The organism is Embleya sp. NPDC025285 (assembly GCF_055558835.1).
On the sequence record NZ_JBVHLU010000044.1, the window covers coordinates 41,167 to 54,461 of the forward strand.

Genomic DNA, 13,295 nt, shown 5'->3' on the forward strand with positions numbered 1-13,295 from the left:
CATCGAGGACCTGACGAACGACGAAGTGTGGATCCGTTTGATGCAGTTCCATGGCGACCTGAACCAGTACACCCTGATACGCGAACTACTCGGTGTGGAACGCAAACACGCGACCTCTCAGCGACGCCGAGGACTGTTTCGCCGACCTGCACGCGGTTCTCCTCGAACGACGGTTCGACAGCGAGGCCGACGCACTCGAATTCGCTCTCGAACGAGATCGCGCCCGAACAGCACACCACGCACCCGACGCAACACCACCGACAGACCCCGAGGCCGACCACGGCCCCGCGGCTGAAGCAACGATGTGACCCGACTCCGGTCGACCTTCGTCAGAACGGAGTTGCCCGTATCCGGCAACTCCGAAGACCTTGTGTCGATCCAGGGGTGCCGTCGATGGTGACGGAGCCCGTGAGTGCCGCGCCCAGGGCGCCGACGGGTTCGAGCGGGGCTAGGAGGGGGTGGGCGGCACGCTGGGCGGAGGCGTCGTCGACGAGGATCCAGGTGTCGCGCAGCCGCACGAGGGGGCGGGCGGCCACGGCGAGGGCGTCCATCTCGGCGTCGGTCAATGTCCGCCCGTGCAGGGCCAGTTCCCAGCGGAAGTCGAGGAGTTCGGCCAGGCCCAGGCGGGTGGACGCGCCGCCGGAGCGGGTGCCGATGACGGAGCGCGCGGTCAGGGGCCCGATCACGTCCGCGGGCCAGGAGATCGTCAGGTTCGCGGGCGGGGCTTCGGCGAGTCGGACGGCCTCGGACGCGGTCAACCGGACCACCGTGGATGCGGGTCTACGCTCACTGCAAGCAAGCGGTGTTGCAACGACCCCTTGAACCCAAGCAGTAAACGCGACCAAACTGACAACGTGGCCTCTGCGGGCGGGAGTTGCCGCCTCGATGGGTTCGGTGGGCGACTCCTACGACCACGCCCTCGTGCGCCCGGCCTCGTCCGGGTTCGAGTTCGAGTTCACCGACCCGGAGCAGGTGATGCCGCCGAGAAGGTGTTCCCGGACAAGCAGTCCAGCGGTGATCTCATGATCGCGAGTATCCAGGTGTGGGAGGCGGACCAGAGCGGTTCGCGCTGGTACGACGCCCTGGAACGAGCCCTGAACTCAACGATCGCGGTGATCGACAGGGTCATGGGCAACTCGGTCGGGATCGCCACCGGCCCCACCCTCATGCCGGTGACGATCGCGTCCGAGATCGCCAGGTTCCTCGTCTCGCTGATGGACGTCCTGCGCAGGCTTCACGTAGTCCTTGCGGTGGGCAGGATCGAGCGCAGGCCGTGGCGGTCGCGGACGCCGACCTTTCGGTAGGCGCGGCCCAGCGTGTTGTCGACGGTGCGAATCGACAGCCCGCACGTCGCGGCGATTTCCCTGCTGGTGTGACCCTGTGCGGCCAGGAGGGCGATCTGATGCTCGCGGACGCTGAGGCTCGCGGCGCTGGACAGGGTCGCCAATGCCGGCGTCGCCGCGTCCTCGCACACTGCGACCAGGAGAAATGCCCGCGATTCGGCGCGTCGCGCCGCCGCTTCCGCGCGTGCGTCGTGCGCGTGTCGGCGGAATCGGGCGGACCGGGCCAGGCACTCGGCCGCGAGCAATACCGCGCCATGGGCGGCCCACTGGTCCGCCACGGCGCTCAGCGCGTGCGGGTCGGCAGTGGCGACCGCGCGGGCATGGGCGGCGCGAGCCGCGGCGTGCGGGCCTTGGATCACGTCGGCCGACGCGATCACGCGGATCGCCGCTGCCCGGTCGCCCCAGCGGACCAGATCGTGTTCGAGGGTGAGGGCCGCGCTCGGATCGCCACGGTCGCGCGCCGAGGCGGCGCCGGCGCGCAGGACCGCGTGGGCCTCGTCCGCGTACCCGCCGCAGCGCAGCGCCCAGGCGTACGCGCGCCTGGTGTCCCACCCGCACAGCGCGCTTTCGCCGTCGGCGACGGTCAGAGCGAGCTCGTCCGCCTCCGCTCCGGTGTGGCCGGCTTGGGCCCGGGCCAGGACCAGGCCGGCGAGCGCGCGCTGCTCGGCGAATCGGTGGCCCTGCACATGGGCCTGGGCGCGGGCCTCTGCGAAGAGTGTGGCGGCCAGCCGTAGGCGCCCGCGATCCAGCGCGATCCGGCCGTGTACCCAGCCGAACCACACGACCAGCGCCGGGACCGGTGCGCGCAGCAATTCGTCCAGGCCCTCGATGAGTACCCGTTCGGCCTCGTCGAGGCGCCCGGCCTCCAAGAGTGCCCAGGCAACCAGGTACGAGCTGCGGGCGGGATAGAAGACTTCGGTACGGTCGGTGAGTTCGCGGTGCGCGGCGTACGCGGCGCGGGCCGTGCGAATCGCGTCCTCCGGCCGCGCGCGGGCGAGTTCGACGCGCAGGCGGGCTTGGAGATGCAGGACCAAGTCCGGCCCCGGCCGATCGTCGGCGCCGAGGCCGGGGCCGGCGTCGAGTTCGTCGCCGGCCCGCGCGACTTGCCCCGTCGCGCCGAGGATGGTCGCGGTCCACGCGGACAGCGCCGGGGAGGGACCGGCCCGACGAGCGGTCTCGCGCAGTACGGCCAGCGCGCGGGGCAGGTCACCGGGCCCATAGAAGTGGTGCACGGCCAGGGCCAGTCCGGCCGGATGGGCGTCGGCACCCCGGGCCGCGGCGAAGGTCTGTTCCAGGACCGCGATGCCCTCGGCGAACTCGCCCCGCTGTCCCAGCGCTTCGCCCAGCATCACCCCGGCCCGCACGTTGGGTCCATGCCGCAGGGCGGCTCGGGCCAATCGGCACATGGTCTCCACGTCGCCGACGCCCAGAGCCTCGGCGGCGCCGCGGACCAGAAGTTCGCTGTCGGCGGTGCCGGTGGCGGCCAACTCCCAGCAGGCCAGGGTCAGGGCGTCGCCGGTGCGATTCGCCCCGTGCGCCCGTACCCGCGCGGCCTGCCCCAACAGGATGGCGCGGGCGCGCAGTCGGCCCACGCCGGCCCGCAGGACGGGCGCGTGGGCCGGCTGGGCGAGCGCGAGGCGTTCCCGACGGTCGTCGCGGCGCAGACCCACCAGGTGCGCCGCCTCCAGGTCGGCCAGCGCGTCGGCCGGGGTCTCCGGCGGCAGGTCGCACAGCGCGATCGGGCCGCACAGCGCGAGGAGTTCGAGGACGGCCCGCCGGTCGGGGGACAGCAGGTCGATCCGTTCGTCGAACGAGACGCCCTCCAGCGAGTCGGCCAAGGGCCGCTTCAGGCACCAGATGCCGTGGGTCGGGCCCAGCCGATCCTCCGCGATCGCGGCGCGCAGCGCCTCGCGAAGGTGGAGCGGGTTGCCCTGGCCAGACGTCCACAGCGCGCGGACGGCGACCGTGGTGATGGGCGCGCCCAGGGCGGCGCGGAGCAGGGCGCCGGCCTGCCCGATGTCCAACGCGGGCAGTGCCACATGCCGCAACGCGCCGCGACGCCACAACGAGCGCAACGGGTCGGGCCAATCGGCGCCGTCGGGCAGCGTGGCCAGTAGGAAGATCACGTCTTCGGCCAGCAACAGCGCGAGCAGCGCGGACGAGGAGGCGTCGAGCAGGTGGACATCGTCGATCGCGACCACCGGCCGGCCCGCTCCGGCCGCCCGGCGCGCGGCCAGTTCGTCGCGCACCTGCCGGAAGAACGCCGCGGGCTCCTCCGGGCGCGCGCCGTGGGGCAGCAACGGGGTCAGCGCCGACAACGCCACCGACGCCGAAGCTCGGGTGGCCCGCACCCGTACGATGTGCCGACGCCGAGAGGCAGCCCCCGCCCCCGCCCTTGGCGGGCGGACGTCTGCCGGATCACCGCCACGGGCGGACCGACCGAGGAATTCCTCGACGAGACGGCTCTTGCCGATCCCACCCGCCCCGGTGATCACGGTGCCGATACAGGTGGACGCGCGTAACGCGCGGTCCAGCTCGCCCAGTTCCACATCGCGGCCCACGAACGGCAGGCACGCGTCTCCCGGAGCGATGTCCATTGTGACCCCCGTCGTATAGGCCCCCCGGCCACGGCCCGCGAGACGGACACGCTCTCGGCAGCATGCCGGCCCCGGCTCGTTGCCGCACGAATTCGCGCCCATGGGGACCGCGTTCGTTCGACGGGTCGGCGGCTTCATGGAGTATGCGTCGCGGCGAAATGGAGTAGCGGACCACTCTGTGTGCGGCGGGGCGGCCCGGTTGACAGTAGCCGTGCCGAGGACCGGTCGACCAAGTGCCTTCCGAGGTCACGGCATTCCATACCGCTCGTCGGGCCGATCCGCTCGGCGCGACGTCATCGAAGAGGACACCGATGTGAACGCGAGACGACTTACCCGCCGGTTGGCGCCTTTGGCGTTGATCACGGTGGTCGCGGCCGGCACCCTCACGGTCGGCACCGCCGTCGCGGAACGCTGCCAGGACTGCGAGCCGGGCGGCGGCGGGGGCGGCGGTGGTGCGGGATCGACCGGACCCACCCGCCACGTCCGGCTGACCGGCTCCGTCGCGACGACCGACGCGGAGGGCATCTTCGGCGACAACAAGCACTGCACCGACGCCTTCGCGTACGAACTGGCCGCGCCGATCGGCCAGTGGACGGTGAGCCGACGGGACAGCTTCTGCGGCGGCGAAGTGCGGTTGGAGACGTATGTGGACGTCTTTCCGGCGGCCGACGGAACGATGCAGGCGGTAGTGCGCCTCAAGCTGTTCGAGGGGACGAACTACCAAACGCAGGACCTGGACGGCGAGGCGAGCAAGATCCTGCCGACCATCGCGGTGGGCGGGTCCGGTGGGGCCAACGTCTACGTGCACAGCGGCGAGGGTGCCGCCGACGACGGCAGGTCGGACATCACCATCGAGAACTTCTGAGCGGGACCCACCGAACGAGAGTACTTCCGAGCGGGACCCACCAAACCAGAGAACGGCTGAGCGAGACCCACCGAACGAGGGGGACGGAACCATGCGAGACAAGCTTTGGCGGCGGATGCGCAAGGCGGCTGTGCTCACGGCAAGCACGAGCCTGGCGATGGGCGCGCTGACGATCGGCTCCGCGTCGGCGGAGCGCTGCCAGGACTGCGAGCCGGGCGGCGGCGGGGGCGGCGGCACGGGAGGCGGCACGACCACGCCGGTGGTCTACCGGCACGTCGGCCTGGAGGGCTGGGTGAACCTGTACGACCACGAGGGCGGCAGCACCTACACGCGCTGCGAGGGCAGCGGCGGCGACTACTTTTGGTATGACCTGCAGGCGCCGGTCGGCCAGTGGACCGCCAGTCGACGGGACAGTTTCTGCGGCGGCGAAGTGCGCCTGGAAACCAGGATCGAGGTCAGGCCGAACGCTGACGGCACGCTGGACTACCGGGGCACCCAACTGCTCTACGAAGGCACCAGCACCACGACCAACGACCTCGACGGCAAAGCGGCGATCCCGCAAGCCGCTCCGGTGGGCGCGGGGGCCACCGCGGGCTTCGACGTCGCGGCCAAGAACGGCAACGAACAGGGGCATATCAACTTCGAGTTCGGCTCGACCGACGACGGCTTCCAGGTCTCTTTCAACTGGGTGCACGACGAGGGAGACCCCACCGACTTCACGGTCTCCCGCTTCCGAGTCCACAACGTCTGACCGAGTGATCGGACGACCCGATCACGGGTTCGCCACCCCGGTGTTCGGGTCGTCTCGGCGTTCGGGCCACTTCCTGGTGCTGAGTTCCGCTTTGGGTGGACAGGTAGTGGTCGACAGTGCTGTTCTGCGTCCAGCGTGAAGCCCTCGTTGTCGAGGATTTGCAGAGGCTCGTAGTCGTCGGAGCGTACTGCGCGGTTATCCCCCTGGACGCCGATGCCGAAGCTTGGGGCCGAAGGTGGACTCGATGATGCGCGGGTGCGCTCCGTCGGCACGGGTAGTCACGACCCGCCACGGCCGGAGCTGACAGGGGACGAGCCCCAGGCCACGCATCAACGCGCGGACGAGTTCGGGGGAGGCTGCCTCGCCGGAACGGGCCAGGACCGCGTGGATGCGCCGATATCCGTAGGTCTCGTGATTCGCCATGAAGATCTCCTTGATCGTTGCCTTCTGTCGCGACGAGTCAGCGACGATCGACGACGCCTGGCCGGCGGTGTTCGACGCCCCCATGCCCCCTTCGGGGAACCTGCGCATCGATCTGGACCGCCTACTGCTGCGTTCCTCAGTGGGTGTTTGATGTTGATTCGCGCTGACCGTTTCGACAGGTTTTGTCTAATTGAATCGCCAATGCGCACAGTCTGAAGTGGCTGGAAGACCCGCTAGTAATAGGGAGCTTCCACCCCATTGCTAAGCCAGACGGAATGCAGGCCCGAGAAGCGGAGCAAACAGGCACTCGAAGCTGGAGCCTCACGACCGCGGCGAGCCACGTAAGGCGCAAATCCCATCGAAGGCCACTTGCAGCAAAGCGACTTACCACTGCGCTCCATACCTAAATCCCCACTGAGCGCCCGGTTGCGAACCCTGCGACGACCCCGTCCCCGACGGTCCACGTCGTCGGGTGAGGTGTCGGCGGTACTTCGTGGACCAGGGGTGGGACCTGGAGGTCAGGGCCACCACGCCGACCAGGGTGCCGTCGCGGTGGTAGCCGACCGCGCAAGCCGTGTTCCAGGCGCCTTCGAGGAGGCGGATGTCGGAGGTGCCGAGGGCGGGCGCGCCGTAGGACTGGAGGCGGTCCTCGTATTGGTCGGACCAGAAGGTGGGCAGCGGGGCGAACGGCACATTCGGCGGGTGGTGCCGGACAGGTGGGCAGCCCGTGTGCGGGCCGCGTGTTTGGCCATGTCGGTGGGGATGCTCCAGTGTTCGACCGCTGCGGCCGGCCCGAATCGGCTGTCGTCGGCGAGGGCGCTCGCCTCGTCCTCGGTGGTGAAGGTCTGGCGGGTCGGCACCGGGCCGAAGACCTCCTCCTGGAGATCTTGGCGTCCTGGGCGACATCGGTGAGCAGCGTGGGGCGGTAGTACAGCCTGCCCAGTCCGGTATCGGGGCCGCCGCCGAGCAGGGCCTTGGCGCCGGCGTCAAGCGCGCGGCGGACGAAGCCGTCGACCCGGGCGAGGTGCTCCGGGTGGACGTTGGGCCGATGTCGGTGGCCGGATCGCGCGGGTTGCCCTGGACCGGGGAGCGGGCCTCGGCCGGGAACCGCGTGGTGAACGCGTCGGCGACGGCGGCGTCGACGAGCAGCCGGGTGGCCGCCAGACAGACCTGGCCGGCGTTGTCGTACTGCTCGACGGCCAGGTCCAGGTCGGCGTCGGCGAAGACCAACTGCGGGGATTTGCCGCGAGTTCGAGGCTGACCGGGGTGAGGTTGGCGGCCGCGGCGGCGCCGATGTGCCAGGCGATGGGGACCGAGCCGGTGAAGCTGATCCGGCGTACGTCCGGGTGGGCGGTCAGCGCGGCGCCGACCTCCTCGCCGTACCCCTGAACCACGTTGAACACGCCCGCCGCAGGCCCGCCTCGCGGTGATGTCGGCCAGGAGCGACGCGGTCGGCGGAGTCCACTCTGCGGCCTTGAGCACGACGGTGTTGCCGGCCGCGAGCGCCGGGGCGACCTTCCAGGTGGCCAGCATCAGCGGCGCGTTCCACGGCGTGATCAGCACACACGGTCCGGCCGGATCCCACGAGACCCGATTCTCGTGGCCCCTGGTGTCGAAGCCGTCGTGCCCGAGCGAGTCGTGAGCCAGTCGGCGAAGAAGCGGAAGCTGTGCGCGACCGCGGCATCACCCCGCGCAGGTGCGAGCGAAGCAGCGCGCCGTTGTCCGTGGTCTCGACGATCGCCGGCTCGGCGAGCCGGGCCTCGAGGCCGTCGGCGGCGGTGGGCAGCAGCCCCGGGCCCGCTCGGCGGGCGCGGCGTGGCGGCCCAGCCGGGAAAGGCGGCACGGGTGGCGGCCGCGGCCGCGTCGGCCTCGGCGGTGGCGGACGCGCTGCCGGATCCGGCGATCGCAGGGTTTTGCTTCGGTCCTTCCGGCTTGTTCGGTCACGGCTGCTGCGAATCTCGACTCATACATGGCGTATGATTGATGGTATGACGATCAAGGAACGGGTCACGGTGACGATTCCTGCGGACTTGCTGGCCAACGCCAAGGCCGCGTCGGCGGGGAATCTCTCCGCCTATGTCGAACGTGCGCTGCGTGCCGAGGTCCTGCGTGAGGCGGGCGAGGCGATCGAGGCGTGGCGCGGTCGGCACGGCGAGGACGTGGAAGAGCTCGCGGACGTGTTCGGCGAGGACGTCGCATGAACCTCGCGCGCGGGCAGGTCTGGGAGGTGTCCCTGGCCACCAATGTGCGGGCTGTCCTGATCGTCGAGTCCGACGCCGCCATCCGCGCGCTGTCCGGGACGCTGGTGTGCATGATGATCGACCAGACCGGGGGCGCACCGGACACCGTCGTCACGGTACCGATCAGTGAACCGGTGGCGGGTGCCGCCGTTGCGGTCGACCTGGTCGCGCTGACTGACAAACGCATCCGCTCGGGTACGTTCCTGGGGACCGCCGACCCTGCCGTGATGACCCGCGTTTCCGCAGCACTGCGCGTCGTCCTCGAACTCACCGACTGAACCGGCGAATCCACGCCCCGACGACCACCACCTCCGGGAACGTCACCGCGTCCCGCCCGACCACCCGCCACCACTCGAAATCACCCCCGGCGTCCCCACCCGCGACCGCGCGCAGCCGCCGCGGCCGGATCTCCTCCCGCTCCCACTGCAGCGCCGACTCCCACCACCGACACACCACTTCGAACGCCTCCCCGGGATCCACCCCGGGACTGTAAAGCTAACGGCTCTGCGTCACATTCCGGATGCTGTCGGTGATCTTCTGTGAGTCAGTGATTCCGGGGGATCGCGAGCTCGTCGCAGAGTCGCTGGAAACGGCTGGGAGCTCTGGGTGTTCGGGTGGGCATCGTGCCTGGTGGTAGGCATCCGCTGAGCCGGGCGATGTTGGTACCGGCGGCAGCGAGAACGTGTTGGACATGGGTCTTTGCGATGCCGCGGTAGCGGCAGTTGCGCATCCCGTGGGCCCGGACGGTCTCGGAGACGGTCGCCTCACAGCCGGCCCGCATCGCGTACTGCCGCCGCCATTCCGGGGTCTGCTGATCCCGGCGGACCCGACTCTGGATCTGGTGCAGAGGCCGGGGCATCAGGGTCGGATGTCGACCACGGCCGCCGGTGTTGCCGGTGCACCGGAGCCGGTCCTCGCAGGCCCTGCAGGCGGCCTTGGGGAACAGGACGGAAAATCGGGGCTGTTGATCCCCGAGGGTGGGCTTCCACGGTGGGCTGGTGACCCCACGTGGGCAGGTCGCGGTGCGACTGTCCCAGTCGAAGGTGAAATCCTCCTTGGCGAAGCCGGGTCGGTCGCAAGCGCGCGGATCGACCCGGACCGGCCCGGTCAGGTCGATGCCGTGCGTGGCGGCTGCGTGCCGGATCGTCTCCGCGCTGACGTAGCCGGCGTCGACCAGATGCTCGCGCGGCCAATCGACGGGCGACGAGAGCCGTATGGATGCCGTCGAGCGCTTCGATGTCCTGTTCCGGAGCGGGCGCCGTGGCGACGTGCACGATCACGTTCGGCCCGCCCGTGTCGCAGGTCTCGGTCAGATGGACGCGGTAGCCGACCCACGCGGCCTTGCCGGCCTTGTGGCAGAACCGGGCCTCGGGATCGTGCGGCGTGACGACCTCCATCCTCGACCAGGGCACCCGCGCCGATTCGGGGTCGGGCGACCCGTCGGCGGCCGGGGCGGACGCGGCCCGACGAGGCCGGTCCCGGCGACTGGCCCGGTCCTTGGTGTCCTTCGGGCCCCGCCGGCGCAGCCGCCCGGAGGCGTCGTACCAGTACTGCTGCACCCAGACCTGCCGCAGGACCTGCATCGATGGCAGGGCCCGCAGCCTCGGCGGGGCGTCCGGCGCGTGTGCCGCGCGCAGGAGCAACATGCCGTCCGCGCCGACTTGTTCGACGTAGGCGTCAAGCTCGGCCCTGCTCTTCGGCAGCCGGTCGTAGCGGACCGACCGTCCGTAACGCTCCGCCCACCCCGGCACGATCAGCGGGGCGAGCCATGTCTCGTGTGGTCTGCGGGACTTGTCACACGGACATCCACGGCAAGAGACCCGTCGCAGCACTCACGGAGTAGTCACTGGAGAGCGACGTGCGGTGACAAGTCGCATGCGTCGTTCGGGCTGGGGGCCGTCGGAAAAGGACCTGCTCAGCAGGCACCTCGCCAACGGCCCACCAGTACTTTATGGAAGAACCTGTGCGAGGCCGTCGGGAAGTGCGTTGCCGCACACCGAAGTTGCCTGGCCGAGCCTTTCGAGACCGCCTCTCCCGAGGCCACCACCACGCAGGATCCCGAGGCGGCCGACCGGGGGCTGCTGGAGTCGGCGGAGGGGCCGCGCGTCATACAGCGCTACGAGCGTCACGCCGCCGTGCACGCCCTGTATGACAAGGGCATACAGATCCAGGTGATCGCCGAAACCCTCGGCCTGGACCGCAATACGGTGCGTCGGTACGCGCACGCGGCCACCCCTGACGATGCGTACCTCGCCATCGGCTCCCGCAGTTACGGCCAGGTCCATGCCTATTCGCCTTATCTGCACCGGCGTTGGAACGAGGGCTGCACGGACGCGGCACGGCTGCACGCGGAGATCGTCGAGCTCGGTTACCGCGGCAGCAAACGAACCGTCCGCCGTCACCTTCAAGAGATACGGGCCGGCGGCAAACCCGCACCCGACAAACCCAAAGAGCTGACCATCCGGAAGGCCACCTGGCTGATCACCGCACACCCCGACAAGATCAACGAGAGCAACGCGCTCAAGCTCGAGCAACTCCTCGCCCGCTGCCCGGAACTGGAAGCCGTCACCGAGTGCGTCCGCACCTTCGCACAGATGATGACCGAGCGCCGCAGCGGCGATCTCGACAGGTGGCTCACGGATGCCGAGCGCACCGGGTTGAAACCGCTGCGGAGTCTGGCCCGTGGCCTACGACAGGACTTCGATGCCGTCACCGCCGGACTCACTCTGGAATGGAACTCCGGCAAGGTCGAGGGCAACGTGAACAGGGTGAAGCGGATCAAAAGGAACGGGTACGGTCGAGCCGGATTCGACCTGCTCCGACGGCAAATCCTCCTCGCGGACTGAGCGTTGTTACCCTCTGCCACCTGACCACAAGAAGTGGATCAGAACCGATAAGACTGGCCGTTGACAGTCGACTGCCCGCACTCTCGGGGAGCTGCTGTCGACGACGACTGGACTTCCGAAAGCAAATCCTTCACGACGTTTCAGGTTCGACCCTGCCGCGCCGCGGAGAGAGCGTCCGCGTTCGGTCGGCCCGGGGCTGGAGGCGGCCCGGTCGCCGTCAGCAGGGCATGGTTCGTGGGGACGACCGAGCGTCGACGGGGTGTGCGGGGACCGGCAGGGGTGGCAGTACATGCCGGCGTTCATCCGGTAGCCTCGACCGCCCCGCACGCACACAACGCGAGGCCGGAGCCACCCCCGTCCGTCACCTCACAGCACCACACGTGCCTTACTTGCCTCGTAGGAACACCCGGCGCTGATCAGCAGATTCGCTTGGTCCCGACGCACTCAGGAGGCCGGAGCCGACGGCGTGGGTGGACCGTCGGACCGGGCATCGGCCCGGAAGCTGCCGGAGGTCTCGATCAAGGCCTGGGTGAATGCCCGGATCACCCGGTGGTTCATCCCCGTGACCGGATGGATCACCGCGTAGTTGACGGGGGGCGCGTCGTTGAAGGGAATGCACACCGTGTCGGGTCGGGAGTAGTAGGGCACCGCGCCCGTGCTCACCATCGTGCAGCCCTTTCCCGCACCTACCATCGCCAGGGCTTCCTGCCAATAGGTTGCTGTGATCCGGGTTACGGGTGCTCCGGTGGGTGTGTACGGGGGGTAATGGTGGTCCACCCAGTACTGCGGCATGCCGGCGAAGGTGATGATCGTCGCATGGGCCAGGTCCTCGAGTGTCACGAACTCGCGGCGGGCGAGTTCGTGGGCCTTGGGAACCATGAGCACCCGCTGCTCGGAGATGAGGACCGGTCCGACCGTGAGATCGGGCTCCTGTACCGGGACCTCGGTGATCTGGAAGTGCAGTTGGCCGGCGCGCAGCGGCCCGAACGGGTCGGCGAGCTGCACTTCCTGGATACCGATTTCGCATTCGGGACAGGAATCGCGGAAGGCCTCGGCCGCGCGCAGGATCAGATCGGCGGCCCTCGGGCTGGAATACCCGATCCGCAGCCCCCCGCCCATGCCCCGTGTCGACGCGACGGCGGCCGCCCATGCCTGCTGCATCTGCGTGTACGCGGGGCGCAGGTCCTCGCATAGCTGCCGTCCGATCGGCGTCAGGGCGACGCGCCGACTCGTTCGCTCGAACAACAGCCCGCCCACCCGGCGCTCCAGTTTCGCGATGGTCTGGCTGACCCGTCCGGCGGAAACACCCAGACGATCCGCCGTGCGACCGAAGTGCAGTTCCTCGGCGAGCGCCAAAAACGCCTCCATCTCGTGGCGCTCCAAGGCCCCCTCCCTTCCCTTAGTGAAACTCAACATTCGTTTAGGCAGTCGGTATTGTTCCAGGTCCCGAACCGCGGCGATCATGGTGTCCGAGCACTGAACCCGCGCTGCGACTCCGATACGAACGCGAGCGTCACCTGGCTCGTCGGAGCACGCCACGACCAGGCGCTCGCCGTCATACCGGGCGTTGTGCGAATGAATCGCGAGGGAGTCCTGGACGGTCGCGTGCAGCTCGCTGCCGCCCCCGATCACGATCATCGTCCCGCAGAGATCACATGGCTGCGGCGAGAGCTCGTCCTCGTCCTGAGCGCCGGCCACCCCTCCGGTTTCCGCGGCCGCTGTGTTCCCGGCGGGCATCGCCGTCCGTTCGTGCGTAGGAAGCCGGTGGGCAGGGTCAGTTGCCCGTTGCCGATGAGGCAGACGCTTTCGCCGACGCGGATGGGAGCGGATCTTGTTCCGGTTCGCGCGGGCGGTGGCGTACAGCGTGGACGGCCTGCCGACGGCCTCACCCTGGCTGAGGGTGATCGGGTTCCGGACGCGAGGAGTCCGTGGCGGACCAGATGGGCGGCCGGCGGGTCGGCCGCCAAGCCGCACGCCGGGTCTTCAGGCACCTTGTCAAAAGGCGAGAATGTCCGGGTCACAGCACTGGTCAGTCCCGTCGTGGCGCACACATCGACGTGGTCGCTGCCGGCGACGGCGCCGAGCGCGGGGTAGTTCGGCACGATGCCCAAGACTGCCTCGGGGTTTTCGGCGGCTACGTACAGATGCCGGAAACCCGCGTCGCTCAGCGTGACCGGCAGTACGTTGCCCGCCGGGCCGAGCACGTCGAGCAACTGGTGAGCCGGCCCGT

Annotated in this window: 15 protein-coding genes and 1 pseudogene; 7 read left to right on the plus strand and 9 right to left on the minus strand. The window is 69.6% G+C overall.

The features are described 5' to 3' along the window. Positions 1-329 precede the first annotated feature (329 nt). Complete coding sequence (locus ACZ4FV_RS27225; RefSeq protein WP_465323468.1) at positions 330-758, minus strand: SNF2 helicase-associated domain-containing protein; 429 nt, start codon at positions 756-758, stop codon at positions 330-332. 264 nt (positions 759-1,022) lie between these two features. Between ACZ4FV_RS27225 and ACZ4FV_RS27230 the strand changes: the two genes are divergently transcribed. After that, positions 1,023-1,304, plus strand: a complete 282-nt coding sequence (locus ACZ4FV_RS27230; RefSeq protein ID WP_465323469.1) for a hypothetical protein — start codon at positions 1,023-1,025, stop codon at positions 1,302-1,304. Here the strand turns inward: ACZ4FV_RS27230 and ACZ4FV_RS27235 are convergent. Then, entirely contained in the window at positions 1,235-3,940 is a 2,706-nt protein-coding gene (locus ACZ4FV_RS27235) for an AAA family ATPase (protein ID WP_465323470.1), read from the minus strand. The genes ACZ4FV_RS27230 and ACZ4FV_RS27235 overlap by 70 nt on opposite strands. Before the next feature lie 313 nt (positions 3,941-4,253). Here ACZ4FV_RS27235 and ACZ4FV_RS27240 point away from each other — a divergent pair, with 313 nt between their 5' ends. Together ACZ4FV_RS27240 and ACZ4FV_RS27245 are read left to right on the plus strand one after the other, a co-directional pair. Next, positions 4,254-4,805 carry a hypothetical protein gene (locus ACZ4FV_RS27240; protein ID WP_402240629.1) on the plus strand — a complete coding sequence of 184 codons (552 nt, stop codon included), beginning with the start codon at positions 4,254-4,256 and terminating at the stop codon, positions 4,803-4,805. 91 nt (positions 4,806-4,896) lie between these two features. Then, on the plus strand, positions 4,897-5,556 hold the full coding sequence (locus ACZ4FV_RS27245; RefSeq protein WP_465323471.1) for a hypothetical protein: 660 nt from the start codon (positions 4,897-4,899) through the stop codon (positions 5,554-5,556). A 195-nt stretch (positions 5,557-5,751) separates the two neighbouring features. Here the strand turns inward: ACZ4FV_RS27245 and ACZ4FV_RS27250 are convergent, their stop codons facing one another. Further along, complete coding sequence (locus tag ACZ4FV_RS27250; protein ID WP_465323472.1) at positions 5,752-5,979, minus strand: IS3 family transposase; 228 nt, start codon at positions 5,977-5,979, stop codon at positions 5,752-5,754. Between ACZ4FV_RS27250 and ACZ4FV_RS27255 the strand changes: the two genes are divergently transcribed. Beyond that, a complete protein-coding gene (locus ACZ4FV_RS27255; RefSeq protein WP_465323473.1) occupies positions 5,978-6,130 on the plus strand; it encodes a hypothetical protein in 153 nt (50 codons plus the stop codon). The genes ACZ4FV_RS27250 and ACZ4FV_RS27255 overlap by 2 nt on opposite strands. Before the next feature lie 233 nt (positions 6,131-6,363). Here the strand turns inward: ACZ4FV_RS27255 and ACZ4FV_RS27260 are convergent, their stop codons facing one another. Then, positions 6,364-6,672, minus strand: a complete 309-nt coding sequence (locus tag ACZ4FV_RS27260; protein WP_465323474.1) for an oxidoreductase C-terminal domain-containing protein — start codon at positions 6,670-6,672, stop codon at positions 6,364-6,366. Beyond that, positions 6,669-7,868, minus strand: a pseudogene (locus ACZ4FV_RS27265) (aldehyde dehydrogenase family protein); the annotation flags it as partial. The gene ACZ4FV_RS27260 and the pseudogene ACZ4FV_RS27265, both read right to left, overlap by 4 nt. Before the next feature lie 99 nt (positions 7,869-7,967). On the opposite strand from ACZ4FV_RS27265, the gene ACZ4FV_RS27270 reads away from it, so the two are divergent. Both ACZ4FV_RS27270 and ACZ4FV_RS27275 read left to right on the plus strand, forming a co-directional pair. After that, positions 7,968-8,180 carry a type II toxin-antitoxin system CcdA family antitoxin gene (locus tag ACZ4FV_RS27270; protein ID WP_465323475.1) on the plus strand — a complete coding sequence of 71 codons (213 nt, stop codon included), beginning with the start codon at positions 7,968-7,970 and terminating at the stop codon, positions 8,178-8,180. Next, positions 8,177-8,497 carry a type II toxin-antitoxin system PemK/MazF family toxin gene (locus ACZ4FV_RS27275; protein ID WP_465323476.1) on the plus strand — a complete coding sequence of 107 codons (321 nt, stop codon included), beginning with the start codon at positions 8,177-8,179 and terminating at the stop codon, positions 8,495-8,497. Before ACZ4FV_RS27270 ends, ACZ4FV_RS27275 begins: the two co-directional genes overlap by 4 nt. Here the strand turns inward: ACZ4FV_RS27275 and ACZ4FV_RS27280 are convergent. Together ACZ4FV_RS27280 and ACZ4FV_RS27285 are read right to left on the minus strand one after the other, a co-directional pair. Continuing rightward, on the minus strand, positions 8,487-8,699 hold the full coding sequence (locus ACZ4FV_RS27280; protein WP_465323477.1) for a hypothetical protein: 213 nt from the start codon (positions 8,697-8,699) through the stop codon (positions 8,487-8,489). The genes ACZ4FV_RS27275 and ACZ4FV_RS27280 overlap by 11 nt on opposite strands. A 64-nt stretch (positions 8,700-8,763) precedes the next feature. Continuing rightward, on the minus strand, positions 8,764-9,435 hold the full coding sequence (locus ACZ4FV_RS27285) for a transposase (protein ID WP_465323505.1): 672 nt from the start codon (positions 9,433-9,435) through the stop codon (positions 8,764-8,766). Between the two features lie 955 nt (positions 9,436-10,390). On the opposite strand from ACZ4FV_RS27285, the gene ACZ4FV_RS27290 reads away from it, so the two are divergent. Further along, positions 10,391-11,065 carry an ISL3 family transposase gene (locus tag ACZ4FV_RS27290; RefSeq protein ID WP_465323478.1) on the plus strand — a complete coding sequence of 225 codons (675 nt, stop codon included), beginning with the start codon at positions 10,391-10,393 and terminating at the stop codon, positions 11,063-11,065. A 444-nt stretch (positions 11,066-11,509) separates the two neighbouring features. Here the strand turns inward: ACZ4FV_RS27290 and ACZ4FV_RS27295 are convergent, their stop codons facing one another. Together ACZ4FV_RS27295 and ACZ4FV_RS27300 are read right to left on the minus strand one after the other, a co-directional pair. Further along, positions 11,510-12,763, minus strand: coding sequence for a LysR family transcriptional regulator (locus ACZ4FV_RS27295; RefSeq protein WP_465323479.1), 1,254 nt, complete (start codon positions 12,761-12,763; stop codon positions 11,510-11,512). Continuing rightward, the gene (locus tag ACZ4FV_RS27300) at positions 12,700-13,269 is read right to left on the minus strand and encodes a PhzF family phenazine biosynthesis protein (RefSeq protein ID WP_465323506.1); all 570 of its coding nucleotides are present in this window, start codon (positions 13,267-13,269) and stop codon (positions 12,700-12,702) included. Before ACZ4FV_RS27300 ends, ACZ4FV_RS27295 begins: the two co-directional genes overlap by 64 nt. Between the last annotated feature and the right edge of the window lie 26 nt (positions 13,270-13,295).

Bases quoted from the DNA above. Each gene is read 5' to 3' on its own strand.
- ACZ4FV_RS27255 (WP_465323473.1), top strand. From the start codon at position 5,978: ATGAAGATCTCCTTGATCGTTGCCTTCTGTCGCGACGAGTCAGCGACG.
- ACZ4FV_RS27275 (WP_465323476.1), top strand. From the start codon at position 8,177: ATGAACCTCGCGCGCGGGCAGGTCTGGGAGGTGTCCCTGGCCACCAAT.
- ACZ4FV_RS27235 (WP_465323470.1), bottom strand. From the start codon at position 3,940: ATGGACATCGCTCCGGGAGACGCGTGCCTGCCGTTCGTGGGCCGCGAT.
- ACZ4FV_RS27245 (WP_465323471.1), top strand. From the start codon at position 4,897: ATGCGAGACAAGCTTTGGCGGCGGATGCGCAAGGCGGCTGTGCTCACG.
- ACZ4FV_RS27230 (WP_465323469.1), top strand. From the start codon at position 1,023: ATGATCGCGAGTATCCAGGTGTGGGAGGCGGACCAGAGCGGTTCGCGC.
- ACZ4FV_RS27250 (WP_465323472.1), bottom strand. From the start codon at position 5,979: ATGGCGAATCACGAGACCTACGGATATCGGCGCATCCACGCGGTCCTG.
- ACZ4FV_RS27270 (WP_465323475.1), top strand. From the start codon at position 7,968: ATGACGATCAAGGAACGGGTCACGGTGACGATTCCTGCGGACTTGCTG.